Origin of the sequence: Myxococcus sp. XM-1-1-1, from assembly GCF_020037095.1 — a bacterium.
Taxonomy (GTDB): domain Bacteria; phylum Myxococcota; class Myxococcia; order Myxococcales; family Myxococcaceae; genus Myxococcus; species Myxococcus fulvus.
On record NZ_JAIQDH010000002.1, the window covers coordinates 391954 to 418911 of the forward strand.

General features: G+C 69.3%; 19 protein-coding genes. 12 read left to right on the forward strand and 7 right to left on the reverse strand.

Annotated features, from left to right (window positions below; genetic code table 11):
* The first annotated feature begins 38 nt into the window (after positions 1–38).
* On the forward strand, positions 39–1067 hold the full coding sequence (locus K8640_RS05625) for an ROK family protein (RefSeq protein WP_223746126.1): 1029 nt from the start codon (positions 39–41) through the stop codon (positions 1065–1067).
* A gap of 28 nt (positions 1068–1095) precedes the next feature.
* On the opposite strand, the gene K8640_RS05630 is transcribed toward K8640_RS05625, so the two are convergent.
* A complete protein-coding gene (locus K8640_RS05630) occupies positions 1096–2058 on the reverse strand; it encodes a glycosyltransferase (protein WP_223746127.1) in 963 nt (320 codons plus the stop codon).
* Between the two features lie 826 nt (positions 2059–2884).
* Between K8640_RS05630 and K8640_RS05635 the strand changes: the two genes are divergently transcribed.
* Positions 2885–8827, forward strand: coding sequence for an RHS repeat-associated core domain-containing protein (locus K8640_RS05635; protein ID WP_223746128.1), 5943 nt, complete (start codon positions 2885–2887; stop codon positions 8825–8827).
* 252 nt (positions 8828–9079) lie between these two features.
* Here the strand turns inward: K8640_RS05635 and K8640_RS05640 are convergent, their stop codons facing one another.
* The 3 genes from K8640_RS05640 to K8640_RS05650 are packed head-to-tail and all read right to left on the reverse strand — an operon-like array spanning position 9080 to position 12262.
* A complete protein-coding gene (locus K8640_RS05640; protein WP_223746129.1) occupies positions 9080–10192 on the reverse strand; it encodes an acyltransferase in 1113 nt (370 codons plus the stop codon).
* A 13-nt stretch (positions 10193–10205) separates the two neighbouring features.
* Positions 10206–11168, reverse strand: a complete 963-nt coding sequence (locus K8640_RS05645) for a glycosyltransferase (RefSeq protein ID WP_223746130.1) — start codon at positions 11166–11168, stop codon at positions 10206–10208.
* A complete protein-coding gene (locus K8640_RS05650) occupies positions 11165–12262 on the reverse strand; it encodes an acyltransferase (RefSeq protein WP_223746131.1) in 1098 nt (365 codons plus the stop codon). The genes K8640_RS05645 and K8640_RS05650 overlap by 4 nt, the downstream gene beginning before the upstream one ends.
* Before the next feature lie 317 nt (positions 12263–12579).
* Here K8640_RS05650 and K8640_RS05655 point away from each other — a divergent pair, with 317 nt between their 5' ends.
* From K8640_RS05655 to K8640_RS05675, 5 genes are all read left to right on the forward strand, one after another.
* The gene (locus tag K8640_RS05655; protein ID WP_223746132.1) at positions 12580–14064 is read left to right on the forward strand and encodes an MraY family glycosyltransferase; all 1485 of its coding nucleotides are present in this window, start codon (positions 12580–12582) and stop codon (positions 14062–14064) included.
* On the forward strand, positions 14061–15098 hold the full coding sequence (locus K8640_RS05660) for a nucleotidyltransferase family protein (protein WP_223746133.1): 1038 nt from the start codon (positions 14061–14063) through the stop codon (positions 15096–15098). Before K8640_RS05655 ends, K8640_RS05660 begins: the two co-directional genes overlap by 4 nt.
* Before the next feature lie 118 nt (positions 15099–15216).
* Positions 15217–16188, forward strand: a complete 972-nt coding sequence (locus K8640_RS05665; RefSeq protein WP_223746134.1) for a nucleotidyltransferase family protein — start codon at positions 15217–15219, stop codon at positions 16186–16188.
* Positions 16189–16289: 101 nt separating this feature from the next.
* Positions 16290–17591, forward strand: a complete 1302-nt coding sequence (locus tag K8640_RS05670; protein ID WP_223746135.1) for a UDP-glucose/GDP-mannose dehydrogenase family protein — start codon at positions 16290–16292, stop codon at positions 17589–17591.
* Positions 17588–18778, forward strand: a complete 1191-nt coding sequence (locus K8640_RS05675) for an acyltransferase (RefSeq protein ID WP_223746136.1) — start codon at positions 17588–17590, stop codon at positions 18776–18778. Before K8640_RS05670 ends, K8640_RS05675 begins: the two co-directional genes overlap by 4 nt.
* 13 nt (positions 18779–18791) lie before the next feature.
* On the opposite strand, the gene K8640_RS05680 is transcribed toward K8640_RS05675, so the two are convergent.
* Positions 18792–19082, reverse strand: coding sequence for a hypothetical protein (locus K8640_RS05680; RefSeq protein ID WP_141324650.1), 291 nt, complete (start codon positions 19080–19082; stop codon positions 18792–18794).
* Between the two features lie 185 nt (positions 19083–19267).
* On the opposite strand from K8640_RS05680, the gene K8640_RS05685 reads away from it, so the two are divergent.
* Positions 19268–21868 carry an O-antigen ligase family protein gene (locus K8640_RS05685; RefSeq protein ID WP_223746137.1) on the forward strand — a complete coding sequence of 867 codons (2601 nt, stop codon included), beginning with the start codon at positions 19268–19270 and terminating at the stop codon, positions 21866–21868.
* Between the two features lie 6 nt (positions 21869–21874).
* Here K8640_RS05685 and K8640_RS05690 read toward each other — a convergent pair whose 3' ends face one another.
* Both K8640_RS05690 and astB read right to left on the reverse strand, forming a co-directional pair.
* Positions 21875–22414, reverse strand: coding sequence for an aminoacyl-tRNA deacylase (locus K8640_RS05690; protein WP_141324648.1), 540 nt, complete (start codon positions 22412–22414; stop codon positions 21875–21877).
* Positions 22415–22542: 128 nt separating this feature from the next.
* Entirely contained in the window at positions 22543–23865 is a 1323-nt protein-coding gene (gene astB, locus K8640_RS05695; RefSeq protein ID WP_223746138.1) for an N-succinylarginine dihydrolase, read from the reverse strand.
* Positions 23866–23870: 5 nt separating this feature from the next.
* Between astB and K8640_RS05700 the strand changes: the two genes are divergently transcribed.
* Genes K8640_RS05700 through lptB form a run of 4 tightly spaced genes read left to right on the forward strand, consistent with a single transcriptional unit; the run spans position 23871 to position 26743 of the window.
* Complete coding sequence (locus tag K8640_RS05700; RefSeq protein WP_223746139.1) at positions 23871–24845, forward strand: lysophospholipid acyltransferase family protein; 975 nt, start codon at positions 23871–23873, stop codon at positions 24843–24845.
* Positions 24846–24859: 14 nt separating this feature from the next.
* Positions 24860–25420 (forward strand): hypothetical protein, encoded by a 561-nt coding sequence (locus K8640_RS05705; protein WP_223746140.1) that lies wholly within the window; start codon positions 24860–24862, stop codon positions 25418–25420.
* The gene (locus K8640_RS05710) at positions 25413–26003 is read left to right on the forward strand and encodes an LptA/OstA family protein (protein WP_223746141.1); all 591 of its coding nucleotides are present in this window, start codon (positions 25413–25415) and stop codon (positions 26001–26003) included. The genes K8640_RS05705 and K8640_RS05710 overlap by 8 nt, the downstream gene beginning before the upstream one ends.
* Positions 26000–26743 carry an LPS export ABC transporter ATP-binding protein gene (gene lptB / locus K8640_RS05715; RefSeq protein WP_046711212.1) on the forward strand — a complete coding sequence of 248 codons (744 nt, stop codon included), beginning with the start codon at positions 26000–26002 and terminating at the stop codon, positions 26741–26743. Before K8640_RS05710 ends, lptB begins: the two co-directional genes overlap by 4 nt.
* Positions 26744–26958: the final 215 nt, after the last annotated feature.

A 26958-nucleotide genomic window follows, 5' to 3' on the forward strand; every position in this document is an offset into this window, starting at 1 on the left:
CGAGGGACGTTTGTGTGGCCCTTGCTCGGAGGCTGGACATGGATCGGGTCCGCTCGAAGAGGACGGTGGCGTCTCGCAGGTCGCGAACTCCGCGACGCGGGAAGGTGTGGGGAGGCATCGACCTGGGCGGGACGAAGATCGAAGCCGTGGTCATCGACGGGCACGGCAAGCCGATAGGTCACGCGAGGCATCCGACGCCCACGCAGGGCGAGCCGGAGGACGTGGTGCGCGAGATGTACGGCGCGCTGGAGGAGGCGGTGCAGACGGCGGGGCTGCGGCTGACGCGATTGGGAGGCGTCGGCGTGGGGGCGCCTGGGGCGGTGGATGCGAACGCGGGGACGCTGGCGCGGGTGAGCAACGTGGGGCGTGGATGGACGGCTCCGTTTCCGCTGGCGGGGAGTCTGTCCGAGCTGACCCGAGGTGAGGTGGTGTTGGGCAACGACGTCCAGGTGGCGGTGGCGGCGGAGTATCGGCTGGGGGCGGGGCGTCCCTATCGCTCGGTGCTGGGGGTGTGGTGGGGCACCGGGGTGGGGGGAGGATTGGTGTTGGACGGTGTTCCCTGGCGAGGCCGAGGGGCGGCCGGAGAGATTGGCCACATGGTGGTGAAGCCCGGAGGGGCGCGGTGTGGATGTGGCCGGCGGGGTTGCATGGAGGCGTACGCCGGACGCGGAAACCTGGAGCGTGACGCGCGTAAAGCGGAGGAGAAGGGCGAGAAGACGCAGTTGTTCGAGCTGATGCGCAAGAAGCAGCGCACTCGGTTGACGAGCAGCATCTGGAAGAAGGCGTTGGAGGAGGAGGACGCGCTGGCCACGAAGCTCATCGAGCGCGCGGTGCACATGCTGGGTGTCGGAATCGCGTCGGCCATCAACCTGCTGGACGTGGAGGCCGTCATCCTGGGCGGAGGATTGGGCTCACGCCTGGGCGCCAGATACGCCGGGCTGATTCACGAGGCCATGAGCCCCCATGTCTTCATGACGGAGCGACAGCCGCCGGTGCTGGTTGCGGAACTGGGTGAGCTCTCAGGCGCGATTGGCGCGGCGCTGCTGGTCGAGCCTGACGTGGCATAGACCGTAGCCGGAGCGCCAGGCGCGTCAGTCAACGCGACTCGTGCAACTGCGCATACGGCCCCTGTACCTGCGCCCAGCGGCTCGCGAGCACGAACAACACCTCGCGCACCGGGTCTCCTCGGAGCGCCAGCGCCGGGCTCGCGAGACCCGCCCCGACCAGGCTCACACACTCCTTCAGCCGGGAGAGTGCGCCCCTGTGGCGCCCCAGGTAGCGCGCCTGGAGAGTCCTCTCGCTGCGCACGACGCCCATGATGAGCCGGATGAAGTAGCGCGTCTCGAATCGGGTGCTCGGGATGACGTGCCACACCTTCAGTGTGGGCCCGTAGATGCGCCGGTGCCCCGCCTTGCCGAGCAGATACCCAAGCTCGATGTCCTCCCCACTCACCATCCGCTTCCCCAGCCGGCCCGGCATGAGCCGCTCGGGCGTCCGCCAGGGGACCGCCTCGAGAACAGCCGAGCGGCGCATCCACAGCCCCGCGCCAATCGTCGGCACGAGCGTCGCCTCCGCACCGAAGTCGATGAGTGCATCCCCCATCTGGTGGTTGATGGCCAGCAGGTGCTCGCGCCGCGAGATGCTCGGCGGAGGCGGCGTCTCGTACCGGGGGTAGATGCGCGACACCACCATTCCGACGCCCGCGTCCTCGAAGTGTGCCAGCCCGTCGGCGATGAAGTTCGGCTCGGGGATGTTGTCGTCATCCAGGAAGCAGATGACCTCCCGCCGCGCGCTGTGGATTCCGCACAGGCGCGCGAAGAGCAACCCCTGGTGAGCTTCGGGGACGACGCGCACGTCCACGCCTCGGCGCCGCAGCTCCGCGACGGACGCGCTCTGCTCCACCACGCCCGCCGTCCCGTCCGCCGAGTTGTTGTCCACCACTACCACCTCGAAGCACCCGCTCGGAGCCTCCTGTGCGACCAGGGCCTGCAGTGGCGCCTCCACGCGCCGGGCTCCGTTGTACGTGGGGATGATGACCGTGACGCCAGACGAGCTCATCGACGCGCCTCGGCCGAATGAGGCCGCGCCCAGCGCAGGGAGCCGCTGCTCGTACCCGCCCCCGCGAAGTCGACCCGAGGCACCCGGAGCGCGCCGGATTGGGAGGCACGGTTCGTAGGGGGCCTCCTGGTCACGTCATTTTTCACGCATGGTTTGCTCATGGCTTTCTGAGACGCGAATCCACCGATTCCCTATCGTCATTCCTAGTCATTCAAGGTATTGTGGCGGACACTGACTCTGGTTTGTCCTTGGCACGCCTGGGTGCCGAGTGTCGAAGAATGGGGAGACTCCGATGCTGGGCTTGGGGCGTGGTGGAAGGACCCTTCCAAGAGGGGTCCTCCGGACGGGTATCGTGGCGCTTCTGCTCTGGGGGCTCGGAGGGTGTGACTCCTTCTCGGAAGATGTGTCCTCTACTCCGAAGCCCGAAGGAGAGTCGAGCCCGGTCGTGAGGGAGTGGCGTCCAGCCTCCACGAAGCAGGCTGCGACCAAGGCCGCGGGAGAGGACTGTACCCAGCACGGTGGTGCGGAATGTCTGAGTGGATTGTGTATCCAGGTCCGCGGCCTGAAGGGTTTGGGGCATATCTGCAGCGAGTGGTGTCAGCAGGACGCAGTCTGCCCGTCGGGCTGGCGTTGTGTGAGTGTCGTGCCGGGGTCGACGGAAGCCGTCTGTAGACCTTCTCCTGGTAAGGGCTGAAAGCCGGAATTCAAAGACAAGTCTGTTTGAGTCGTGGCGAGGCCCGGGGGCCTGTGGGCGGGGTGTGCCCAGGTGTTTGTTCGAGTGAGGTCTAGGATGACGCAAGAGACAAAGAGCGGGCGTGGATTTCGGATGCACCGCGCAGTCATGGCGGTCGTGGTGGGAGGTCTGCTCTCGGCGGTCGGCGCGTGGGCCGTGGATGACGGCGGCGCGATGACCGATGAGGAGCTGTCGACCAAGATCGATGAGCTCACCGTCAATCCCCAGCCGCCGCTCGCGGGACCTGGGGAGTATGGCGCGTCCGAGGAGAGTCCTGTCACGCTCGGCGCGCTCAAGCCCAGCTACTCGCATGTGGACCTGTCCATCAAGGGAGCCTTGGGTCCCCTTTCCTTGATGCGCATGGCGGGGCCGCCGCAGGGGGCTTGGGAAAGCAGTGGTGTGATCTCTCCCTTCGGGAGGATTGCGGGTCCGACCACGACCAGTCCCCAGAAGACGCGGCTGCGCTGGACGCACAACTTCCATAGTTACATCGAGCTGCGCGAGGACCTGGGCTTCCCGTGCCCGGTGGACGAAACGTGTGGTGGCTTCTACTGGGACGTCCACGGTGGGCCCGCTGGAACGAAGGTGACCTTCGACTTCTGCGAGGTGGATGGCTGCTTCGGTGCCAATGGCTCCGTGCAGGACCTCCGCCTCCAGTCTTTGGATGGGGCCCTGATCGTCCATTCTCGGGACGGGCGCTATGTCTACCTGAACCCCGATCCGAACAACCCGGCGTCGAACATCTGGCGGCTGCAATTCATCGAACCGCTCCAGTATGACGAGGCTGCTTGTCCCCTCGAGTATTTCGAGGACGCGGGCTCGGATGTCGCGGCTTCCTGCCACCGACGCATCGCGCGACTGTCCTATGCGCTTCCCTCCGATTGCAGGCAGGGGTCATCGCAGGACATCGCCCAGACCGGGGGCGCCGACGTCGAGTTGCTCAGCTCCGTGAGCGCCGCGAATGGCGCCCGGATGGTGTTCCGTTACCAGCGGCTCCTGTCCCGGGTCCCGAGCCTCATCGGCAAGACGCACGAATGTGTCCTGCGCGCGGTGGACTTGGTGGGGCGCGATGGTTCCATCGAACCTTCCGCGGTGACCTATCAGTATGAGCAACGCTCCCTGCAGGGAGGGCCCCAGCCGGTGGCGGGCCTGTTGGTGTCCACGGAATGGCCGGACCAGAGCGGGGGGCCTGTGACGGCCTCCAAGCTGGAGTACGGCTATTGGGCCAGTGACGCAGGCGTCTGGAGCATTCGCAAGGACGGGGTGCAGGTCGTACACCAGGTGCTGGGCGCGCGGGGGGACGTGCTGGACGACTCGGATGGACAGGGCAACTCCGTCACGAAGAACCGTTATCTCATCACGGCGGAGGCCAACGGCTGTCAGCCGGGCGTCTTCTCCGCGACGGGGTCCTGCCTCAGCCAGGACCAGTACTTCACCACCCACGGCCGAAGCGTGGGGGATGGCAGCGGCTACTTCGTGAACCAGGTGATGTCTCGTTTCCGGATGAGCCTGGCGGGACAGGACCCGTTGGGCGACCAGGGGGTGGTCATGTCCAGCCAGCTGACCACCGTGCAATGTGATGTCCCCTGTCTGGGGCTGGAGTCGCCGCCCGCGCAGGCTTCCTGGCGCGTCAAGGAGCTTCCTGTGACCGTCACGCGGACGGTCGAGGCCGCGGGCAGCGCCCTCCACCCGAATGGTTCACGCACCGTCTACCATCAGGCACTGGCGCCGAGCCTGATGGGGAAGGCCTTCCTTCCACCGGCCGAGCTTCGCAAGGTCTCCCTGGGGGCCACGGACCTCGACGGTGGCTCGGCCTTGCAGGAGAAGGAGTACACCTATCTTTATGGTGGCGCGGGCCGCCCCGCCGCGCGGCAGGCGTTCGAGCAGTTGGTGGCCTCCGACACGTCGGCCTCCGCGTTCCGTGATGAAGACCCGAGCCTGAATGTGGTGGTCCAGCGGCAGTACGACCCCGTCACGAATCGACTTTTGGGCGTCGTGCGCAGCGGCTACACGATGACCTTCGCCCCTGCGTCGAACTCGTGGAGTCGCGTCGCGCGCTCGGTGGGGACCTACTATCTGACCCAGGACGTGTGCTCGTCGCAGCCGCTGTCGGATGCGCAAGGGCGCATCCGGACGGTGATGGGGCCGTGTGAGGTGGCCTCGGGCTCGGCGACCGCCTGTGTGGCCGGGGCGGCTGTTCCCATCACCACCTACGAGTACTGGGACGCCTCCGCCGCGGACGACCGCGCCGGGCACATGAAGGCGAAGAAGGTCTACCCGGCGGGCTGTGGGTCCACTCCCATCGTCACCCACTATGACGACTACGACGCACGTGGCCGCCTGCTTCAAATGACGGATGCGAATGGCATCGTGACGCGCTTCGAGTTCGAAGGGATGAAGCTGGTCCGGAAGACGGCCGCGGCGGGCGACCCTCAGCTCGAGGCCGCGACGGAGTACGGCTATGACGACAACGCCACGCATGGGGACTACCTGCGGTATGCGGACGGGCGCTACGAGGTGTTGTGCTATCGGAAGAACACGCTGCCCGGGCAGGGGTGCACGGGCGGCCAGCTCACGACCCTGCTGCAGTGGAAGGCCACGTCCAGCTTGTCGTCGGGGGCGACGCATGCCGAGCGCGTCGACTACACCTACCATCTGGGAAAGCTGCGCAGCGAGACCTTCCGCGATGAGACGAACCAGGTTCGTCGCACCCGCTTCTATGACCGGGACCCGCTGGAGCGGCAGACCTTCGAGGCCTGGGGCGCGGCCGGTCCGGCCCTCGCGTCGGACCTCCGGTATACGCAGACGAGCCTCTTCGATGCTCAGGGCAACCGGGTGGGATTGGGGCAGCCGTACCAGCCCGCGGCTGTCGACCCCGAGCCCTGGTGCGGCGGCTTCGACCCCAACAGTCTGGGCGAAGGGGTTCCGCGCCAGCCGGCGAGTCCGCACTGCAAGGCCTTTGCCTATGATCGACTGAACCGTCTTGTTGGACTGTTGGAGCCGGTGGATGGCACCAGCTCGACGGGGGATGCCGTCCAGATGTGCCTGTCCTATGACAAGGCTGGTAATCTGCAGGGGGTTCGTCAGGGCTGCCCGAAGGGCAGCGGTGCCGCGGGGGATTGCAGCCAGTGCAACCAGCCCCTGCTCGGATTCCGGCATGACGACTTCGGCAATGTCGTGCGGATCGACGCGCCCTGGGGTTCGGGACCGGCGGAGACCACGGGGGGGCCGCAGGGGCGTGGGCGCTTCCATTATCAGTACGACGCAGCGGGGAACCCCACCCGCAAGCAGACGCCGTCCATGGGAGCTGCCACGCAGCCCCAGTGGGTCGAGAATCAGTATGACCAGATGAAGCGGATTCTGAAGTCGGAGGCCGTCGAGTCCTCGGGAGGAGTCCAGTCCCGGAAGACGCTCTTCGAGTACTACTACGACCAGACCGTGACACCCCCGTGGGGGTGCCCTGGCTATGCCCCCACCCGACCTTCGAAGGCGATGGGGCGCGCCCAGGTGCTCACGGACTCCTTGGGGGATAGCTGGTATCGCTATGACTCGCACGGCAACGTTGTGCATGTCGCTCGGAACAGGCCGCGCGCTGGAATCCCCGCTCGCACGGACCTCTGCTATGAGTCCGGCAACCGAGATGCTCCGAATGCGGGGCGCTATTACGACAACACAGGGCGTCTGCTCTCGGAGGCGTATCCCGGGGGGCGCGTCCTGGCCTACAATTACCATTCTCTCCAATCGGGGCGCCCCCACCAGATCGAGTCCGTCGACGCGGTGCTCTTCAACGGCGTGGCGTGGGACCAGCTCCTTCGGGTCGTGGAGGAGGTCCGGTGGGAGCCGTTCGGCGGGCTCCGTTCCTATGTCCTCGTCGCGCCCAAGGCACCTGCGGGGGCTCAGAAGGCGCGAGTCGAGTACCACCTCAATGGGGCGAACCAGCCCTTGTCCACTTGCAACGGCACTGCATTCTCGGCCGGCGGGGATACGACAGGGCGGCTCTCTGGGCTCACGGTATCCCGGCTGGAGGCCGGTGGCGCGCAAGGCGATATCTTCAAGCGTGGTTACACTTGGAAGGCGGACCAGCTGCTGCGCGAGGACACGTGTGTCCTCGAGACCGGGAATGTGCCGCCCAACTCGATTCGCTACGCGGAGGCCTCCAGCGGCGCACCTGGTTACGACGCGCGGCTGCAACTGAAGCATGCGCATCAGGTCGCGAACTCGTCGTCAACGGCTGGTGGTTCCTTCGGGAGCCGGGCGTACCAGTATGACGCGCGAGGGAACCGTCTGCTGGATGTACAGGAGGGCTGGCGGTTCAAGGGAGAGTATGCGGCTGGGGGCTCTCGCGTGGATCAGCTGACCTCGCGCTATCTGGAGGGAGTGGATTGCGGAGGTTCCATCTGTCCGCCCCGGTTGGGCGTGACTCAGCGGTACACCTATGACCCGGATGGCCGCGTGAGCCGGATCGCGACCTACAAGAATCGGACGGATGCCGTCGCGTCACCCTTCCATGCCGTGTCACTGGATGCGACCACGGACGGACCGCATGCGGCGATTGGCGCGGTCTACCGCCAGGTGTCCGACAGCGAGGACCGTGTCTACGAGTACTTCTACGATGCGGTCGGGCGCAGGCGCCTGAAGCGTTATTGTGTGAGCACCTCGGCGGGGGTTCTCGAGGACGAGTACTTCCATGATGGGACGAGGCTGCTCGAGGACTGGGGGAACACGACGTTCAACCCCAGCACCGCGGTGCCCGTGCATGACGAGTACATCTGGCTCGGCGGCAAGCCGATTGCGTTCTTCAAGGTCCGGTTCGATCAAGACAAACGGCGTACGCAGGATTTTGCGGGAGAATGCCCCCGCTACGGGCAGCCCGCTCCGTGTGGGCTCTACTTCCTGGTGACGGATGCGCTGGGGAAGCCCGTCCTGGCGCTCGACTCCTATCGGCGTGTGACGGGCGTCGCGGACTACGACCCCTATGGGCAGGTCAATCGCACGACGCTGGTGGCAGACTCGCCGGTCTTGTCGACCGGGCAGGATGTGTTGATGGCAACGGCGCAGGTCCCCAACTCCAGCGCCCTGGTGACGCACATGCGGGCCCGGTTCCCTGTCTTGGACGTGCAGGGGGGGAGCGGCGTCTATCTCGCGGATACCTCTGGGAGCCTGCTGAACGGGGTTGATGGCTCGTCGACGCTGATGACGAACGTGCGGGCCGCGGAGGCCGTCTCCCGCTGGGTTGTCCCGAGCTCCACGGGAGGTGCGCAGGTGCGCTTCCAGTCCGCGTCGACCTCGGGGGCGATTCAGGATGCTGCGCTGGGGAGCGTGGAGTACCGACGCTTCCAGGTGGGGGCGACGCCGGTGTGGACGCCCCTGCGCTTCTCCGGGCAGTACCATGACGAGGAGACGGGCTTCTTCGAGAACTGGAACCGGTTCTACGAGCCGAGGAGCGGGCGGTATCTCGGCCCTGAACCGAAGGCGCAGGATTCGACGTGGCTGTTGGCGCGCGCGAGTGAAGGACGTGGTTTGTACGTCTATTCGTATGCCAACAACAATGCGCTCTTCTATGCAGACCCCGAGGGACTGTGGGCTTTCAGCGTTGGGGTGACAGGTGGAGGCTGGATCCTGGGCGGAGGGGATTTGACACTGGAGTTGACCATTGATGATGACTTCAATCTCGCGCTGCAGGGAGCTGTCGGTGCCCGCCTGGGGTATGGTGCTGGCCTCAGTGCGTCCCCATTCCTCTCCCTGAATTCAGGAGCGGACACCGTTTCGGACCTTGAGGGGTTTGGCGTCAACGCGAATGTGGATGTGCTGATCCTGAATCTTGGTCTTGGTGGCTCTCTTGCCCAGCCTGAGACTGTCGTCGGGTCTGCACCTCCAGGGACGCCCCCTCCCACGTTGATGCCGGGCTCGCCTGTCAACAACACGATAGGCCCACAGATGACCATCGGAGGCTGGCCCGGTGTCGGGCTTTCTGCTGGCGTCAGTGCTGAGGTGTCGTATACCTGGACCCTCTGGAAGACGAACCTCGCCAAGTAGCCATGTGAGAGGGTGTTCCTGTGCACATTAAGGATGTGTTTTCGATTATCTCGGTCACAGGCGGGATTGTGCTTGGAGTAATTGGGCTTGTAGGGATGCGTTTGTTGGTGGGGGCGGCCATCATGGGGCGATGGCCCAAGGGCTGGCGCGAGTATGGGCAGTTCATGGTGATAATTGGGGGAGTGCAGGCCCGTCGTTTCCAGCTTCTGGGGATCGCGTGGTTCTTCGCGTTTGGGTTTCTGGCCATTGGATTCATTGCCGCGGTGATGCTCTACGGTAAGCGGACGTATGGTTGGCCGTGAGGGCTGTGTCGGAGACACGCGAAGGCAGCTCTCGGCTCCGATGGGACATGGCGGGCTTTTCGGTGAGCCGCCAGGAGAGGACGGCGAGCAGGAGCGTGGGGAGGAACGCCAGACCTGCGTTCCTCCACCACGGGCTGTCGCCGCCCATCAGCTCCGCGACGGCTTGCTGTATGGGAAATGCGTAGATGTAGAGCCCGTAGGAGAAGTCCCCGTAGCGCCCGAAGCTCGCGAGTCGGCTTGGGAGGAACGCGAGGTAGACCACGACGTACGCGCCACAGGAGCCCATGGCGATGGGCAGCCCCTTGCCCAAGAGTGACGTGGCCACGAGCACCAGCCCACATCCCGCGGCAATCCACGGACTCATCCTCACGCGCTCGCGCCAGAGGTAGAGCACCAGTCCGCCCCCGAAGGCGAGCCCCAGGTTCGGCCAGAAGCCCAGCCGACCGATGTGCAGCAACGACAACCCCGCCGTGGCACACCAACCCACCAGCGCCAGCTCCTTGCGCAACAAGGCCGTGACGCCCAGGCCCAGCACGAGCAGGTAGAAGCCCACCTCGTACTTCAGCGTCCACAGCGAGCCGTTGACGGCTCCCGGGTACACGTTCGCCTCGAACACCCCGGGCAACGTCCATTGTGGCTCGACCAGGGTGAGGTTGCGCAGGACGAAGGTGTATGTATCCCGCGACGAGAAGTACTCCGTCAGAGGGCGCGTGGTGAACACGGCGCCGAGCACGAAGGCGGTCAGCAGCAGCGACACCGCGAGCCCGGGGAAGATTCGCAGCGTGCGCGCCAGGAGGAAGCCTCGGACGTCGGGCCTGCGCTCCCAGCTCCGAGTGATGAGCAGTCCGCTGATGACCAGGAACACCGCCACGCAGACCAGCCCGAGCGAGAGCTGCCCTCGCGTGAAGTCCATCAGGGGCTCGGAGGAATTCGCGGGGCCCTCGCCCAACGGGAACGCATGGCTGACGATGACCCCCGTGGCCGCCGCGAAGCGAAGGAAGTCCAGGTTGTTCCCCCGGCCCTCCAGACACTCACTCAATGTGGGACGCGGTGGGGCCGCCATGGTGAGGGCTCGCTCAGCGTGACTGATGCAGGTGGGAATAGGGGCCCAGCGCTTGTGCCCAGCGGCTCGCAAGCACGAACAACACCTCTCGCACGGGGTCTCCTCTAAGCGCCAGCGCGGGGCTCGCAAGTCCTGCTCCCACCAGTCGTGCCCAGTTCTTCATCCGGGACACCGCGCCCATGCGTCGCCCCAGATAGCGCGCCTCCAGGGTCTTCTCGCTGCGCACCACGCCGACGATGAGCCGCAGGAAGTACCGCGTCTCGAATCGGGAGGGCGGGATGAGGTGCCACACCTTCAACGCAGGCGAATAGATGCGCCGGTGTCCCGCCTTGCCGAGCAGGAACCCCAGCTCGATGTCTCCTCCGCTCAGGAGTCGGTTGCCCAGCCTGTCCGGCATGAGCCGCTCCGGTGTCTGCCAGGGGACAGCCTCCAGGAAGGCCGCGCGACGCAGCCACAGTCCGGCCCCAATCGTGGGGGCAATCGTGGCCCCCGCGCCGAAGTCGATGACCGCATCCCCCATCCGGTGATTGATGGCGAGCAGGTGCTCCCTCCGGGAGATGCTGGGCGGAGGCGGTGTCTCGTAGCGAGGATACAGCCGCGAGACCACCGCGCCGACACTGGCATCCGCGAAGTGTGCCAGTCCATCGACGATGAAGTTCGGCTCCGGGACGTTGTCATCATCCAGGAAGCAGGTGATGTCCCGTCGCGCGCTCAGGATTCCGCACAGTCGCGCGAAGAGCAGCCCCTGCCGCGCCTCGTTCACGACGCGGACCTCCACGCCGCGACGGCGCAGCCCCGCGACGGACGCGCTCTGCTCCACCACGCGCGCCGTGTCGTCCGTCGAGTTGTTGTCCACCACGACCACGTCGAAGCAGTCGCTCGCCGCGGTCTGCTCGAGCAGTGCTCGTAGGGGAGCTTCCACCCGGCGAGCGCCGTTGTACGTGGGGATGACCAGCGTGACGCCCGGTTGACTCATGGCGCCGGAACTCCATGAGGCGTTGCCCCTCGCGCGAGCATCCAGTCCCTCAGCTTGAGGCACGGCTTCTCCACCGCGACGTAGGTCACCCACGAAACGCCCAGCGTCAGAGCGAGGTACGCCAGGAGGTCCAGCCCCCACGCGCCCAGGCGGAGGTCCAGCCGCTCCACCCCTCGCAGCACGAGCCCATGCCAGAGATACGCGCCATAGGACAGCAGCGCGATTTGGTACACGGCCCAACGCGGGGCCCGGGGGAGCTGGAGCGACTCGAGGCCCACGAGCACCCCGCCGAAGCCCACCGCCAGTCCAGCGAGCAGCCAGACGTGGTTCGTCGTCGTCACGATGGCGCCGTGGTGCCCCACCGTCAGCGCCAGCACGCCCACGCCCATGAGGCCACACAGCATCCGCCCTCGCGGCGACCAGCTCCTCCACGTGGGCGCGGTCTTCGCCAGGAACACGCCGATGCCCAGCCCATCCAGGTGCAGCTCGGTGGACCAGGGCGCGAGCGTGTCCAGGCTCGACATCGTGACGTCCGCCGGCAGGCCGCGCGAGAAGAGCCAGCGCGCCGCGACGCTCAATGCCACCGAGCCCAGCCACGCCCAGGCGGGCCAGCGTCGCCCACCCAGCGCGAACGCGAGCAGCGGCAGCACCAAGTAGAAGTGCTCCTCCACGCACAAGGACCAGCTCTGCACGAAGTCGCGCGGGTGGCCGAAGTTCTGGAGGAATAGGGCGTAGTGCCAGCCGCCTCCCACGAACGGCGTGCCCACCAGCCACGGCTTGAGCGCGTAGAGCGCGAGCACCACGAAGTACAGCGGCAGGGTGCGCATCCAGCGCTTCAGCCAGAAGGTGCGCAGCTGCGCACCCAGCGTGGGCCCCTCCTCCGTGGCGAAGACCTGCCGACCCACGAGGTAGCCCGAGAGCACGAAGAACAGGTCCACGCCCATCCACCCGTGCGCGAACGCGAAGCGCACCGCGTACGGCACGGCGTCATGCACCGCCGCGGGCGCATGGAACACCAGGACGCCGAGGATGGCGAAGGCCCGCAGCACATCCAGCCCATCCATGCGCCGCGGAGACGCGAGCTCGCCACTCAACGGGTTGCTCCCAGCGGCAGTGGCCCGTGGGCTTGTAGGCGGATGGATGTCCTGGGAGGCATGCGCAAGAGGTGGGCGCATTGTGTCCCCCGAAGCGAAGGCGTCAACAGCGGACGACGAAGGGCCTGCCAGCAGGGCCGGCCTCTCGCATTCTCCGCCGACGAGGAATCGGTTCCGTTCGAGGTCAACAATGACACGCCGCAGCCCGCATGGTTGCTCGGCGAGGGACGACTCGTGCGACATCGGGGTGTCGCACAACGACATTCATTGACGCGCCGTGACGCTCACCGTCAGCATGACGAAGGCGGCCCATCTCGATGATCACCTTCTTCGTTGCCTTCCTCGTTTCGCTGATGGTCGCCCTGGGGCTCACGTACGTCGTGCGCAACCAGGCCCTGGCGTGGGGCTGGCTCGACCAGGCCAATTCCAGTCGCAAGGTCCACGTGCGGCCCATTCCCCGGCTCGGGGGAATCGGAATCGTCGCGGGCTTCTTCGCGCCCCTGTGCGCGCTGTTCCTGGTGGACTCGGGCGTGGGGCACAACTTCCGCTCCCACACCGACCTCGTGATGGGCCTGTTCGTCGGCGGTGGCGTCATCGCCGCGCTGGGGCTCTACGACGACCTGCGGGGCGCGAACGCGCGGCTGAAGTTCAGCGTGCAGTTCGCGGTGGCGCTCGGCCTGTATGCGCTGGGCTTCCGCATCGAGGTCATCGCCAATCCCTTCGGCCCCGAATTGACGCTGGGCGCGCTGAGCCTGCCCTTTACCGTGCTGTGGATGGTGGGCGTGGTCAACGCGCTCAACCTCATCGACGGGCTGGATGGGCTCGCGGGCGGCGTGGCGTTCTTCGGCGTGAGCACCAACTTCATCCTCGCACTGTCGCGAGGCGACGTGCTGCTGTGCCTGCTGATGGCGGCGCTCGCGGGGGCCATCCTCGGGTTCCTCGTCTTCAACTTCAACCCGGCCTCCATCTTCATGGGGGACACGGGCAGCATGTTCCTGGGCTTCGTGCTCGCGGCGGTCTCCATCAAGACGAGCACCAAGAGCGGCACCGCGGTGGCCATGCTCGTGCCCATCATGGCCCTGGGCCTGCCCATCATGGACACGCTGCTCGCGGTGATTCGCCGCTCGCTGTTGGGCCGGCCCCTGTTCAGCGCGGACAAGGAGCACATCCATCACCGGGTGATGAGCCGCATGGTGCTCAGCCACCGCTCCACCGTGCTGGTGCTGTATGCCCTGTGCGGCCTGTTCATGCTCACCGCGCTGGGCCTGAACTTCGCCAACAGCGCGCAGAGCGCCCTGCTCCTGTGCGGCATGGGCGTGGTCATCGCGGTGATGATGCGCAAGCTGGGCTACCTGGACCTGGGCCGGGCCGGGGACATGCAGCAGCGCCGTCAGCGAAACCTCCGGCTGCGCTCGGTGGTGAAGCAGGTCATCGGCTCGGTGCGTGAGGCTCGCTCGCCGCAGGAGGTCTGGAGCTCCGTGCGCCCGCTGGCGGACGTGCTGGGCGTGTCGCGCCAGGAGCTGCGCTTCCAGCAGGCCCACGACGAGCTCGTGGAGGGCATCGTCTTCGAGACCGAGCGCGCTGCGGGGCTGTCGCTGCCCTTCGAGCGGAGGCTGGAGGTGAAGGACGAGGACCAGGTGCTCGGCTCGCTGTTGCTCATCTGGCGCGATGGCCGCGACGCCATCGACCGGGACGAGGAGCTGGCGCTGGAGCTGGTGGCGGATGCCATCGCCGAGCGCGCCGTGAAGTTCCTGTCCGTCGCGGACGCTGAACCCGGGCGCGTCATCGCGCTGCGCCGATGACGACCCGCCCAGGCCCGAGCCCCCTCGTCGGGCTGCTGCGCGCCTGGCCGGAGCCCCCGGAGATTCGCGCTCCCCAGGGCGCCGACGCGGACACCTTCGTGCGAAGCGCCGTCCGCCACGGGCTCGCCGGGTTCGTGGCCCACGCGGTGGGACAGGCGGGGTGGCAGCTCCCCTCGGAGTCGAGCGCGCTGCTGCGCCGGGAGTCACTCGCCGGCGCGGCCCGCTCGCTCCAGGTCAAGGCGCTGTTGCTCAAGAGCCTGGATGCGCTGTCCCGCGAGGGAATCACGCCGGTGTCTCTCAAGGGCTACGGCCTGGCGCTCAGGCTGTACCCGGATCCGCTCCAGCGCGCCACGCGCGACGTGGACCTGCTCGTGTCCCGCACCGAGGTGGCGACGGCGGTGCACCAGCTCACCAGCCTGGGGCTGACGGTGCGCCCGTCGCGCGATGGGCGCCACGCGCACGTGGACTCGCACCACCTGGAGCTGGAGGGGAAGGCGGGGCTCGTGGAGCTGCACTTCCGCGCGCTGGCGGGCTGGGGCAGGGCGCTCGAGGGCGATGCGCTGCTGGCGCGCGCGGTGGAAGGGACGGTGGACGGCCACCGGGTGCGGTGGCTTGGCCCCGAGGACGAGGCCGTCTACCTGGCCCTCCACGCCAGCCACCACCTGCTGCAGCGGCTGGCGTGGCTGTTCGACCTGAAGCTCCTGGCGGCGCGGGGCCTGGACTGGGACCGCGTCATCGAGGGGGCTCGGGACTCGGGGCTGCCCCAGCTCGTCTTCCACGGCTGGGAGGTCGCACGGCGGCTATTGGGCGCGCCGGTGCCGGAGGACGTCCTCGCCGCGCTCGCGCCTTCGGGGTGGCGCAGGCGCCTGGGGCGGAGGTTCTTCTCCGAGTCTCGCCTGGTGGCGACCGAGCTGGTGCACAGCCGTCCGCGCTGGATGGCGGCGAAGCTGCTCCTGTCGCCCGAGCCCGGGGCGATGGTCCGCTATGCGCTGCGGCGCCTGGACACCCTGCTGCGCGGCCCGCCGGACAGGTGAGCGGGTGGGGGCTCGCCCTGGGGGACGGGCCGGATGTCCGCTGTCCACCACGGCGTCGTCCCGAGGGGCGCAGGCAGTGATTGCAGGGCATGCGGTGGGCCCGTTAAAGGGGGCCACCATGCCGCTCAGCCTGCTCGACACCTTCCGCGTCCTCGCCTCGTTCGACCCACCGCGAGGTGCCCTCAAGGGCGCGCCCTGGGAGGAGTACGTGGACTGGGCCATCGCCCAGGGCCTGGCGCCGCTGGCGGCCTACAACCTGGAGTACCGCCTGGGCGCCAGCGCCGCGCCCGAGTGGGCCCGCGACAGGCTGCTCTCCGTCTACCAGGGCTCCGTCAACGACAACGTGATGAAGCTCGTCAACTTCAAGCAGGTCGTCGACGAGCTGGAGGGACGCAAGCTGGTCCTCATGGGCTCGGCCGCCTTCGCCGAGGCGCTCTATCCGCACATCGGCTTCCGCCCCGTGCTCGAGCTGCAGCTGCTCCTGCGCCGCATGGACGTGGATGGCTTCGCCGGCTTCCTCTCCAACCACGAGTTCAAGCCGGAGGCCGACGCCTCCCACAGCGGCGCCACCAAGGTCGTCACCGACGGCCGCACCGCCATCCACCTCTACTCCGACATCCTGGGTCCCCAGCGCCGCGAGCAGACCGCCGGCATCATCGAGCGCGCCAAGCCGATGAAGGTCTACGGCCCCTCCATGTACCGGGCCGACCTGGAGGATTCGGTCCTCCTGGTCTGCCTGGAGCACGCGCGTCAGGGGTACGACGTACCCTGGCTGTCCTTCATCGACCTCCGCGAGCTCGTCACGGGCGCCAAGTGGATGGGCGGTGTCTACTCGCGTCCCTTGGATGTGCCCGCGCTGCTCGCCCGGGCCGCCGACTGGCGCCTGGAGCGCGCCCTGTACACGTCGCTGTCCATCATCGCCCGCCTCTTCCCGGAGGCCGCGGCCGACGCCACCGCCGCACTGCCGCCCCTGCGCCGGGCGACGCGCGAGCTGTTGGACCGCACGGTGGTGGGTCCAGTCAGCACCCCCGGCCGGACCTCGGCTCTCAGGGGCTTGGAAAGAGTGCGTCGCCTGCTCACCGGGCAGTGAGCCCGCCCGGTTGCTGAACTGCCCCGGGGACGGGCTTCCTTTCCGAGCGCGTCCCGGCGTATGAGTTCTGGTCAAGACACCTCCCCACTGGGACTCCTTCAATGCGTATTGCCATCATCGGAACGGGCTACGTCGGCCTGGTCGCGGGCACCTGCTTCGCGGACTCGGGCAACGACGTCACGTGCGTGGACATCGACGAGCGGAAGATTCGGATGCTCCAGGCGGGCGAGGTGCCCATCTACGAGCCCGGGCTCGAGGAGCTCATCAAGAAGAACGTGCGCGAGAAGCGCCTGTTCTTCACGCGCGACCTGGCCGAGGCCGTCTCCAACGCGCACGTGGTGTTCATCGCGGTGGGCACGCCCGAGGGTGAGACGGGCGACGCCGACCTCCAGTACGTGCTGGCCGCCGCCGAGCAGATCGGCAAGGCGATGAAGCAGTACACGGTGGTGGTGGACAAGAGCACCGTGCCGGTGGGCACCGCGGACAAGGTGCGCGAGGCCATCCGCAAGGTGACAAGCGTGGAGTTCGACGTCGTCTCCAACCCGGAGTTCCTCAAGGAGGGCGCCGCGCTGGACGACTTCCTCAAGCCGGACCGCGTGGTCATCGGCGTGGACTCCGAGCGCGGCCGCAAGGTGATGGGCGAGCTGTACGCGCCCTTCGTGCGCACCGAGAACCCGGTGCTCTTCATGGACACGCGCTCGGCGGAGCTGACCAAGTACGCCGCCAACGCGATGCTCGCCACGCGCATCTCGTTCATGAACGACATCTCCGCGCTCTGCGAGAAGGTGGGCGCGGACGTGGACTTCGTGCGCAAGGGCCTGGGCTCGGACAAGCGCATCGGCTACCCGTTCCTCTTCCCGGGCGTGGGCTACGGCGGCTCGTGCTTCCCCAAGGACGTGAAGGCGCTGGGCGCCACCGCGCGCGAGTTCGGCCTGGAGCTGGACCTGCTGCGCGCCGTGGAGCGCACCAACGAGCGGCAGAAGAAGCTCCTGGTGAACAAGGCGGCCAAGCACTTCGGCGGCTCGCTGGAGGGCAAGAAGTTCGGCGTGTGGGGCCTGGCCTTCAAGCCGAAGACGGACGACATGCGCGAGGCGCCGTCCATCGAGGTCATCGAGGGCCTCATCGGCAAGGGCGCCACGGTGGTGGCGCACGACCCGGTGGCCACGCACACGGCCAGGCGCGTCTTCGGTGACCGCATCCGCTACGCCAGCGTGCCCTACGAGGCGCTGGAGGGCGTGGACGCGCTCTTCGTCGTCACGGAGTGGAACGAGTTCCGTCACCCGGACTTCGAGCGCATGAAGTCGCTGATGAAGGCGCCGGTCATCTTCGACGGCCGCAACGTGTTCGACCCCGTGCGCATGCGCGAGCTGGGCTTCACGTACTACGGCATCGGCCGGCGGTGAGCCGGGGCGGTTCACTCGATGCGTTGACGGGGCTGCGCTTCTTCGCGGCCCTGCATGTCGTGCTGTTCCACTTCGCGCGTCCGGCCCTGGCGCCGGCGCCGGAGTGGCTGCAGAACCTGGTGGGCGCGGGCTTCTCGGCCGTGGGCGTGTTCTTCGTCCTGTCCGGCTTCGTGCTCGCCTGGAACTACCTGGACGCGGACGGGCGCATGGAGACGGGCACGCGCGCCTTCCTCGCGGCCCGCGTGGCCCGCGTCTATCCCGTGTATCTGCTCACCTTTCTGCTGTCCGCGCCGCCCACCATGCTCGCCTCGTTCGCGAGCAACGCGTGGCACGTGGCCTTGGTGAAGCTCGCGGTGGCGGCGGTGGCGACGCTGGCCCTGGTGCAGGCGTGGGTGCCGCTGCTCGCGCTGTACTGGAACCCGCCGGGCTGGTCCGTGGCGGTGGAGGCGTTCTTCTACGCGCTGTTCCCGAAGCTCGCGCGCGGGCTGTCGCGCCTGAAGCCGTCCTTGTTGCCCGTGGCGCTGGGCGCGACGTGGGTGCTGGGGCTCGTGCCGCCGGTGCTCTACCTCGCGCTGCGGCCCGATGGGCTGGACACGGTGGATGCGCACTCGTGGGGCGCGTGGCTGGCGGTGCTCAAGTTCGCGCCGCTCTCGCGCCTGCCGGAGTTCCTCTTCGGCGTGCTCCTGGGCTGGTGCTTCGTGCGCGAGCGGCAGGCGGGTGCGGCGAAGGGCTCGGGCGCGGTGCTGGCGGCGCTGGGCGCGGCGCTGCTGGTGGCGGCGGGCGCGGCGGGCGAGCGGATTCCGTACGTGCTGATGCACAACGCGCTGTTGGCGCCCGCCTCGGGGCTGCTCGTGTACGGGCTGGCGCGGGGTGGGGGCCTGCTGGGCCGGGTGCTGTCACGCCCGTGGGCGGTGCACCTGGGCTCGGCGAGCTACGCGCTGTACCTGCTCCAGTACCCCGCGGGCGAGGCGGCGATGAAGCTGGAGCGCGTGCTGTCGCCGTGGGTGGACCTCAACACGCCGTGGGGCTGGTTGGGCTCGGTGCTGCTGTTGGCGCTGCCCGCGTCCGTGCTGGTGCACCGGTACGTGGAGACGCCGATGCGCTCGCGGGTGCGCAAGGCGCTGCAGCCGTGGGTGGACGCGGAGGGTGCATCCACGCGCGCGCGGCCGGTGGCGCCGGGGGCATGAGGGGCCCGCGTTCTCAGTCGATGCCGCCCTCGCGGGCGATGCCGCACTCGCGCTTGCCCTCGGCGGTTTCAATCTTCTTGCAGTCGCAGCCGGCGAGCTTCGTCTCGCAGACGGCCTCCTGCTCGGGCGTGGGCTCCACCCGGCTCTCCTCGCGCGAGGCGTTCTGGAGGCAGAGTTCCTTCTCCACCGAGTTGATGGAGCAGTCGCACAGCTTCTCGGACAGCTCGCGGCAGGGCCCCTTGCAGCCGGCGAGGCCGGACAGGGTGGCGCAGAGGAGGGCGGTGGCGAGCAGGAAGCGGCGCATGGGTGCGGGCGAAGATGCCAGAAGGTCTTCGGGATGCAAGCCCACTCGGGGGCCGGAGGGGTTTTCAACGCCGGACAGGGAGGGAGGGGCTCCGCGCCTGCCGGCCCTGTCAGCCGCCGAGCAGGAGGTGCGGGCCGGAAAGCAGAGGGTTCCGGAGCCCATGCCATACTCGCAGGCCCTCTCGCATGGCCCCCTCGCAACGCAGCAGCTCCCGGTATACCCGGCTCGCCGAAGTGGCCCTGGCCATGCTCGTCGTCGTGTGTCCGCTGGCGCTCGGCGGCGCGGCGAAGTGGGTGCTCGTCCCGCTGGGCCTCCTCTCCGGCGCGGCGGCCCTGCTGGCGTGCATCGGCGCGCGGCGACACGGGCAGTCGCTGCGCTTCCCGCTCGTGGCCGCGCCCCTGGCCGCGGGCGCGGCGCTGTGCGCGGCGCAGCTCGTCCCCCTGCCGTCCGGCGTGCTGGGGCTGTTGAGCCCCGAGGCCGCGGCGCTGCGGGAGTTCGCGCTGGAGCCCCTGGGCCTCGGTGGCGCTCGGCCCGTGTCGCTGGACCCGCCGGCCACGTGGCGTGAGCTGTCGAAGCACCTGGCGTACCTGCTCGTCTTCCTCGCCACGGTCCAGGTGTCGCGCTCGAAGGACAGCCGTCGCAGGCTGCTCGCGGTGGTGACCTTCACGGGCGCGGCGGTGACGCTGGTGGGGCTGGGCCACGCGCTCATGGGCGTGACGTCGCTGTTCGGCCTGCGCTCCTGGGTGCACGCGCATCCGACGCTGGTGACGTTCTTCGGCAACTCCAACCACCTGGCGGGCTTCCTCGGACTGGGGGCCTCGGTGGGCGTGGGGCTGGCGCTCACGACGCGTCCACCCACGAAGGCGCTGCCGTATGCGCTGGCGGCGGGCGCGTGCGGATTGGGCGTGGTGCTGACGCTGTCGCGCGGCGGCATCGTGTTCCTCGTCCTCGGTCAGGGACTGCTCGCGCTGTGGCTCGCGCGAAGGCGCCAGGAGGACCGGCGCGGCGTCACGTCCGCGCGGAGCTTCGTCCCGGTGCTGGGGCTCGTGGCGGTGCTGGCCGTGGGCGCGTACGCGGTGGCGGAGCCGCTCTGGGCCGAGGCCCGCTCGGCGGACAGCCTGGAGAAGCTGGGCCAGTCCAAGGTGTCCCTGTGGCCGATGATGGCGAGGGCAGCCGCGTCCTTCCCGGCGCTGGGCATGGGGCGCGGCGCGTTCGAGGCGGCCTTCCCGCGCTACCAGTCCGAGCTCAACCCGAACACGCTCACGCACCCGGAGAACGCCGTGCTCCAGCTGGCGGCGGAGCTGGGCCTGCCCGGGTTGCTGCTGCTGGTCCTGGCCGTCTGGGGCTTCGCGCGGCTGGCGCGACGCGAGGGGCTGGACGCGCTGGAGGTGTCCGCGCTCGCGGGCGTGGCGGCGCTGGCCCTGCACAACCTCTTCGACTTCAGCCTGGAGCTGCCGGCCTGCGCGGTGGCGGCGCTGGTGGTGCTCGGCACGGTGGCGCGCCCTCGCGAGCGCGACACCGCGGATGCGTGGGCGCTGCCTTCGCCCCTCGTCTCGCTGGGCGCCAGTGGTGCGCTGATGGCGGTGGCGTTGGTGGCCTTGCTGCCCGGTGCCTCGCGACTCTCGGACGCGGAGACCGAGCTGGCGGAGCAGGTCCGCGCGCGGGCGCCGGTGGAGACGGTGCATGCGCGGGGGCTCGCGCTCATCGACCGGCATCCGGCCGACTACCTGCTGTATCGACTGGTGGCCTCCGCGCACGCGGCGCGAGGAGGCGAGGGCGCGAGCCAGACGCTGGCCTTCGTGAATCGCGCGCTGTACCTGGCGCCGCTGGACGCGGTGTCACACCGGGTCGCGGCGCATGCGCTGCTGGCGATGGGGCACCGCTCGCAGGCCTTCCTGGAGTACCGGTTGGCGTACGAGGCGGGCGAGAAGGGCGCGCTCGTGGGCGACGCGGTCCGACGGGCTCGCACGGTGGAGGACCTGGTGGCGATGACGCCGGACTCGCCCGACATCGCCGGGGCGCTGCTGGACGCGGTGTCCTGGCATCTGAATCGTTCGGACCTCGCGCTGGCCTATGGTGCCTGGGCGCGAGAGCACTTCGAGGGCCGCCCGGGTGTCACGGCCCTGTGGGCCCGGGAGGCGCGGCTGCGGCTGACGCGCAAGGAGCTGCCCGAGGCGGAGGCGGCCTGCGTGCAGGTCGAGCGTCGAGCGCCGGGTGAGCGTGACACCGCGCTCCTGCGCGCCGAGGTGCTCCGGGGGCGAGGAGAGAGCGACGCCGCGTTGAGGGACATCGAGGCCCTGCGCTCACGTCACCCCGAGGACCTGGAGCTGGCCCTCATCCTGGCCTCCTGGCAGATGGACGCGGGCCTGACGCGGCGGGCGCGCCAGACGCTCCAGGAGGTGGGCGGCCTCGTCACGGACTACCGTCAGCGGGCGCGCCTCTTGTCGATGGAGGCGGACGGGCTCGAGCGCGAGGGGCTCCTGTCGCGCGCGGTGGACCGGCGGCAGACGGTGGCCCGGCTCCTGCCGAGCGCGGAGGCCCACTTCGCGGTGGCGCGGCTGCAGGAGTCACTCAAGCGCTACGACGCGGCGGCCCGCTCGGTGAGCGAGGGGCTGGCGCTGTTGCCGCCCGATGCGCGCGAGGCCGCACGGGCCTGGATGACGCGGCTGGAGTCCGCCGAGCGTGCTCGCGTGGACTCGCGTCGCAAGGAGCTCTTGAGCGACCCGCGCGCGCAGGAGCTGGAGCACCTGCTGGGAGACTCCCGCGAGCCGCTCGTGGAACCCTGACCCTCCTCACGCCGGAATCGGCGCGTCCTGCTCCATCAGGATGGGAGGGATGACGGTGACGGCCGAGGCCGAGGGTTGAAGCCGCTCGTGGATGAACGAGGCGACGAGCGGCCACTCCAGCGTGGCGAAGTCCTGGAAGCGCATCTCCAGGGCCTCCTCGTGCGAGCCCGCGCGGAAGAGCAGGTGCTCGGTGAGGCTCAACGTCTCATCCACCGCCACGGGCAGGCCGTACAGCTCGCCGAAGGGCGGCTCCGCGCCAACCTCGCAGTCCGGGAAGTGGTCGGAGAACTCCCGCTCGGTGGCGAGCCGGGCGGTGCGCACGCCGAGCAGCTCCCGCACGCGCTCCAGGTCGACGGTGCCCGCGGCGGGGACGACGAAGATCCAGGGCTGACGGTCCGCCATCACGATGACGGACTTGGCCACGCGCCAGCCGGAGACATGGAGCGCCTCGGCCAGCTCCTGGGCGGTGACCGCCCGGGGGTGCCAGTAGCGCTCGTAGAGGACTCGGTTGCGACGCAGATAGTATTGGATGGAAGCCGGAATCACGGGACGCCACCTCCTTGAACGAAAGGTGTGTCACCGCGACGGTTGGGGCCACGGCACTCCTCGCCCCTCGGGACGGAGCCCCCGGTGCGAGGGCTCGGCGTCCTGTCACTGGAGCAGGCGGGCGGGCGTCACTGCTGGAAGTCGTAGACGCTGCCGAGCTTGAGGATGCGCGTCAGCTCGTCCAGCGCCGTCATCGTCTCGCGCGCGAGCAGCGGGTCCTGCAGGTCCTTGGGACGCAGCACGTCGCGGTAGTGGCGGCGCACCCAGGCGGCGAGCGATTCGTGCAGGGCGGGCGTGTAGAAGACGTCCGCGTGGATGGCGCGGCGCTCGGTGTCCGTCAGCCACACGCGCTGGCGCAGGCAGGCGGGCCCGCCGCCGTTGTTCATGGACTGGCGCACGTCCAGGTAGTGCACCGCCTTCACCGGCGTGTCCTCGGCCACCACGCGCTCCAGGAAACCTCGGGCCGCGGGCGTCTCGCGGCTCTCGGTGGGCGCGACGATGGCCATCGTCCCGTCCGGCAGCGTCAGCACCTGCGAGTTGAAGGGGTACGCCTTCACCGCGTCCTTGGGCGGCAGCTCCGCGCTGCTGGCCACCACCGCGCGGAAGTCCGGGCCCAGCTTCTCGCGCAGCACCTGGAGCAGCCCCGGGTGGTCCACGAAGGCCAGCTCATGCAGCATGAGGAAGCGCTCGTTGCCCACCGCGAGCACGTCCGTGTGGAAGGCCCCCGCGTCGATGCCCTCGGGGTGCTGCTGCGGGAAGAGCACCGAGCGCGCGTCCAGCTGGTGCAGCCGCGCGAGCGCCTGGCTCGCCTCCAGCGTCTGGCGCGCGGGGAAGCGCTTGGGGCCCGTCACGTCCTGCCACGCGCTGCGGCCCCAGGCGAGCAGGTGCACCCCCGCGTGCCCCGGGGTGGCCAGGCGTGTGTGGTTGGCCGCGCCCTCGTCCGCGAAGTGGCTGCCGGGCGGCAGGGGCGCGTGCACCGCGAAGTGCTTCTCGTCGGCGAAGATGGCGCGAAGCACCGCGTGCGTGGTGTCCGCCTCCAGCGCGCGGTGGAACATCTGCGACAGGTTGGCGGGCGTCAGGTGCACCCGGCCGTCCGCCGTGTCGGAGCTGGGCGCCACGGTGGCCGCGTTGGCGGTCCACATGGAGGATGCGCTGGAGGTCAGCCGCAGCAGGTGCTCGGCCTCGCGCGCGGCGCGGGTGATGACCTCCTCGTCGGTGCCGGTGAAGCCCAGGGTCCTCAGGGCGCGCAGCGAGGGGCGCGGCTGGGGCGGCAGCACCGCCTGGCCGACCCCCAGGCCGGAGACGAAGCGCATCTTCTCCAGGCCCTGGAGCGCGGCCTCCCGGGGATGGCTCGACTCTCCGACGTGACTCTGTGACGCCAGGTTGCCGGGCGACAGACCCGCGTAGTTGTGGGTAGGACCGACGAGCCCGTCGAAGTTGTATTCGCGCATGGGATATGGAGCGACGTGTGGAGCGTCCACCCTTAGCAAAGCGCCTGAAACGTTTCCTCCGGTACCTGCTCATCCGGACGGTCCTGTTGTGCCTTCAACCCCTCCCCCTGGGGTGGGCCCGGGCCCTGGGCTCCCGCCTGGGCGGGTGGGCCTACACGATTGCGGGCGGTGAGCGCCGCAAGGCCCTGAAGTCCCTCGGCACCGCGTTTCCGGAGAAGTCCGACGCACAGCGGCAGGCGCTGGCCCGCGCGTCCTTCCGTCACCTGGGCGCCGCGGCGCTGGAGGTGGCCTGCACGGGCGCGCTGGACCGGGGGCTGGAGTCGCTGGTGGCATGGCCGGAGGCGGACCGGGCGGTGCTGGACGCGGCCCTGGCGAAGGGCAAGGGCGTGGTCTTCATCTCCGGGCACGTGGGCAACTGGGAGCTGTTGGCCCGGCGGGTGGCGCGGGCGGGCTACCCCAGCCAGAGCATCGCGAAGGAGACCACGGACCCGCGCCTGACGAAGCTGGTGGAGCGCTTCCGGGAGCGGGGTGGGGTGCGCAGCATCTGGCGGGGCCAGGACGGCGCGGCGCGGGCCATGCTGCGCGCGCTCCGGGCCGGTGAAATCCTGGGGCTGCTCATCGACCAGGACACCAAGGTGCAGTCGCTCTTCGTGCCCTTCTTCGGGCAGCTGGCGGCCACGCCCCGCGCGGCGGCGGACCTGGCCGTGCGCACGGGCGCGGCGGTGGTGACGGGCTTCTGTCACCGCGTGGAGGGCGGCGGCTACCGGCTGGTCATGGAGGACGTGCCCCTGCCCGAGGTCGAGGACCGCGAGGCCGCGGCGCTGGCGCTCACCGCCGCCCTGTCGGCGCGAATCGAGGCGGCCATCCGGCGCACCCCCGAGCAGTGGGTGTGGATGCATCAGCGCTGGAAGACGCGGCCCCCCGTCGAGGCCTCCCCCCAGGCCCTGCTCGCCGGGGCGGCGCCGGCCACCGCCCGGTGATAGAAGGCACCCTCGTGTCGCGCTCCGAGCCCGTCCGCCTCCTCGCCCTCTGCCTGCTCGTCGCGGCGTGCTCCCCGCGTCGCCCGGCGGAGGGGGCGTCCCAGCAGCCTCCGCCGCAGGTGGTGCTCCGCGGCGCGCGCCTGGTGTCCTACGAGGGCGAGCGCCTGACGCTGTCGGGCAACGCCGAGTCGCTGACGTACCAGCGCTCCGGCGGCGACGTGCAGGCCACGAACGCGACCTTGCGCATCCCCCCGGGCACCCCCGAGCAGGGCATGTCGGTGGGCACCGAGAAGGGCCTGGACATCAGCGCCCCGAATATGGAGGGCAGCCTCGCGTCCAAGCAGCTGGTGGCGTCCGGCGGCGTGGTGGTGCGCACGGGCGAGGGCATGGTGGTGGAGACGCCGCGGTTGACCTACGACGCCGTGGAGAAGGGCGCGCGGGGCAACGAGGGCGTGAAGGTACGAGGGCCGGCGTACCGGTTGCGGGCGGACCGCTTCGAGCTGTCCTTCCCGGATGAGACGTTCACCTTCGAAGGCTCGGTGGAGACCGTGCTGGGAGAATCAGGGCGTGATTGAGTTCCTCGTGATGGCCTTCTTCGTGGCGCAGCCGGTGCCCGCCGTCGCCGCCGCCACGCCCACGGATGGGGGCACGCCTGCCGCCGCCGCCGCGGGCAGCCCGGGCCAGGGGCCCCTGGGGCCGGTGGACCTGAAGGAGCCGGTGCAGATCAACGCCGACCTCATCGAGGGCGGCAAGTCGCAGGCCACGCTCACCGGCAACGTGAAGGTGAAGCACCGCACCCTGGATTTGAAGTGCGACCGGATGACCGCCTACTTCGCGCCGCCCCGCGTGGTGACGCGCGTGGTGTGCACCGGCGGCGTGCACGCGGTGGACGGCGACCGCATGGCCCGCGGCGAGCGCGCCGAGTACGACGTCGCCTCGGGCGTGCTCGTCGTCACCGGCACCCCGGAGGCGCGCCAGGGGACCACGTACATGCGAGGGACGAAGGTCCGCCTCACGCTGGGCAGCGAGAAGCTCGAGGTGGAGAACGCCGTCATCATCTTCGAGTCGCCGCCGTCGGCCCCCTCGTCCCCCAAGCGCAAGGCCGCGCCCGCGCCCGCTCGCACGGCCCCCGTGGCCCCGGAGGCGGCGCCGCGATGAGCGACGCGAAGCTGTACGCGGAGGGGCTCAAGAAGGCCTATCGCGGGCGCCAGGTGGTCAACGGCGTGTCCTTCACCGTGTCCCCGGGCGAGGTGGTGGGCCTGCTGGGCCCCAACGGCGCCGGCAAGACGACCAGCTTCAACATGGTGGTGGGCCTGGTGACGCCCGACGCGGGCCGCGTGCGTGTGGGCGACGAGGACCTCACGCACCTGCCCATGCACCGCCGCGCGCGCCGGGGCGTGGGCTACCTGCCCCAGGAAGCCTCCGTGTTCCGCAAGCTCACCGTGCGCGACAACTTCCTGTCCGTGCTGGAGCTGCAGAAGGGCCTGGACAAGAAGGCCCGCGAGGCCCGCGCCAGCGCCATCCTGGAGGAGTTCGGCCTCTCCCACGTCGCGGAGTCCCTGGGCGGCACCCTCTCCGGCGGTGAGCGCCGCCGCGCCGAGATTGCCCGGAGCCTCTTGCCCCAGCCGCGCTTCATCCTCTTCGACGAGCCCTTCGCCGGCGTGGACCCCATCAACGTGGGCGACCTCCAGCGGCAGATCTTCCTGCTGCGCGAGCGGGGCCTGGGCGTCCTCATCACCGACCACAACGTCCAGGACACCCTGGGCATCTGTGATAGGGCCTACATCATCACACAAGGGCAGATCCTCGAGGAGGGCACCCCCGCGGAGATCGCCGCCTCGCCCCGCGCGCGCGCCGTCTACCTGGGGGAGCGGTTCCGCCTCCAGCAGCCGCTTTGAGGGACGACTGGCAAGCGGCCAACCGAGTGCATAGACTCCGGTTGGCCTCGCTTTTGCGTCGACAGGTCAACAAGGCCCAGTCACGCTCAGTGCGTGCAAGCTCTTGGTTTCCTTGTGGAATTTTGAATATGCAAGCGAGGGACCACGATTCGGGCACTAGACGCCGTCAGGGGGCCTTGTTACGTTGGCACGGTCTTTGATTGGTCCCGTGTCGT

Excerpts from the sequence above, each read along its gene's own strand:
- K8640_RS05640 (WP_223746129.1), bottom strand. The coding sequence starts at position 10,192 with ATGGCGGCCCCACCGCGTCCCACATTGAGTGAGTGTCTGGAGGGCCGG.
- K8640_RS05625 (WP_223746126.1), top strand. The coding sequence starts at position 39 with ATGGATCGGGTCCGCTCGAAGAGGACGGTGGCGTCTCGCAGGTCGCGA.
- K8640_RS05635 (WP_223746128.1), top strand. The coding sequence starts at position 2,885 with ATGCACCGCGCAGTCATGGCGGTCGTGGTGGGAGGTCTGCTCTCGGCG.
- K8640_RS05630 (WP_223746127.1), bottom strand. The coding sequence starts at position 2,058 with ATGAGCTCGTCTGGCGTCACGGTCATCATCCCCACGTACAACGGAGCC.
- K8640_RS05655 (WP_223746132.1), top strand. The coding sequence starts at position 12,580 with ATGATCACCTTCTTCGTTGCCTTCCTCGTTTCGCTGATGGTCGCCCTG.
- K8640_RS05670 (WP_223746135.1), top strand. The coding sequence starts at position 16,290 with ATGCGTATTGCCATCATCGGAACGGGCTACGTCGGCCTGGTCGCGGGC.
- K8640_RS05700 (WP_223746139.1), top strand. The coding sequence starts at position 23,871 with ATGGAGCGACGTGTGGAGCGTCCACCCTTAGCAAAGCGCCTGAAACGT.
- lptB (WP_046711212.1), top strand. The coding sequence starts at position 26,000 with ATGAGCGACGCGAAGCTGTACGCGGAGGGGCTCAAGAAGGCCTATCGC.
- K8640_RS05645 (WP_223746130.1), bottom strand. The coding sequence starts at position 11,168 with ATGAGTCAACCGGGCGTCACGCTGGTCATCCCCACGTACAACGGCGCT.
- K8640_RS05665 (WP_223746134.1), top strand. The coding sequence starts at position 15,217 with ATGCCGCTCAGCCTGCTCGACACCTTCCGCGTCCTCGCCTCGTTCGAC.
- astB (WP_223746138.1), bottom strand. The coding sequence starts at position 23,865 with ATGCGCGAATACAACTTCGACGGGCTCGTCGGTCCTACCCACAACTAC.
- K8640_RS05680 (WP_141324650.1), bottom strand. The coding sequence starts at position 19,082 with ATGCGCCGCTTCCTGCTCGCCACCGCCCTCCTCTGCGCCACCCTGTCC.
- K8640_RS05685 (WP_223746137.1), top strand. The coding sequence starts at position 19,268 with ATGGCCCCCTCGCAACGCAGCAGCTCCCGGTATACCCGGCTCGCCGAA.
- K8640_RS05660 (WP_223746133.1), top strand. The coding sequence starts at position 14,061 with ATGACGACCCGCCCAGGCCCGAGCCCCCTCGTCGGGCTGCTGCGCGCC.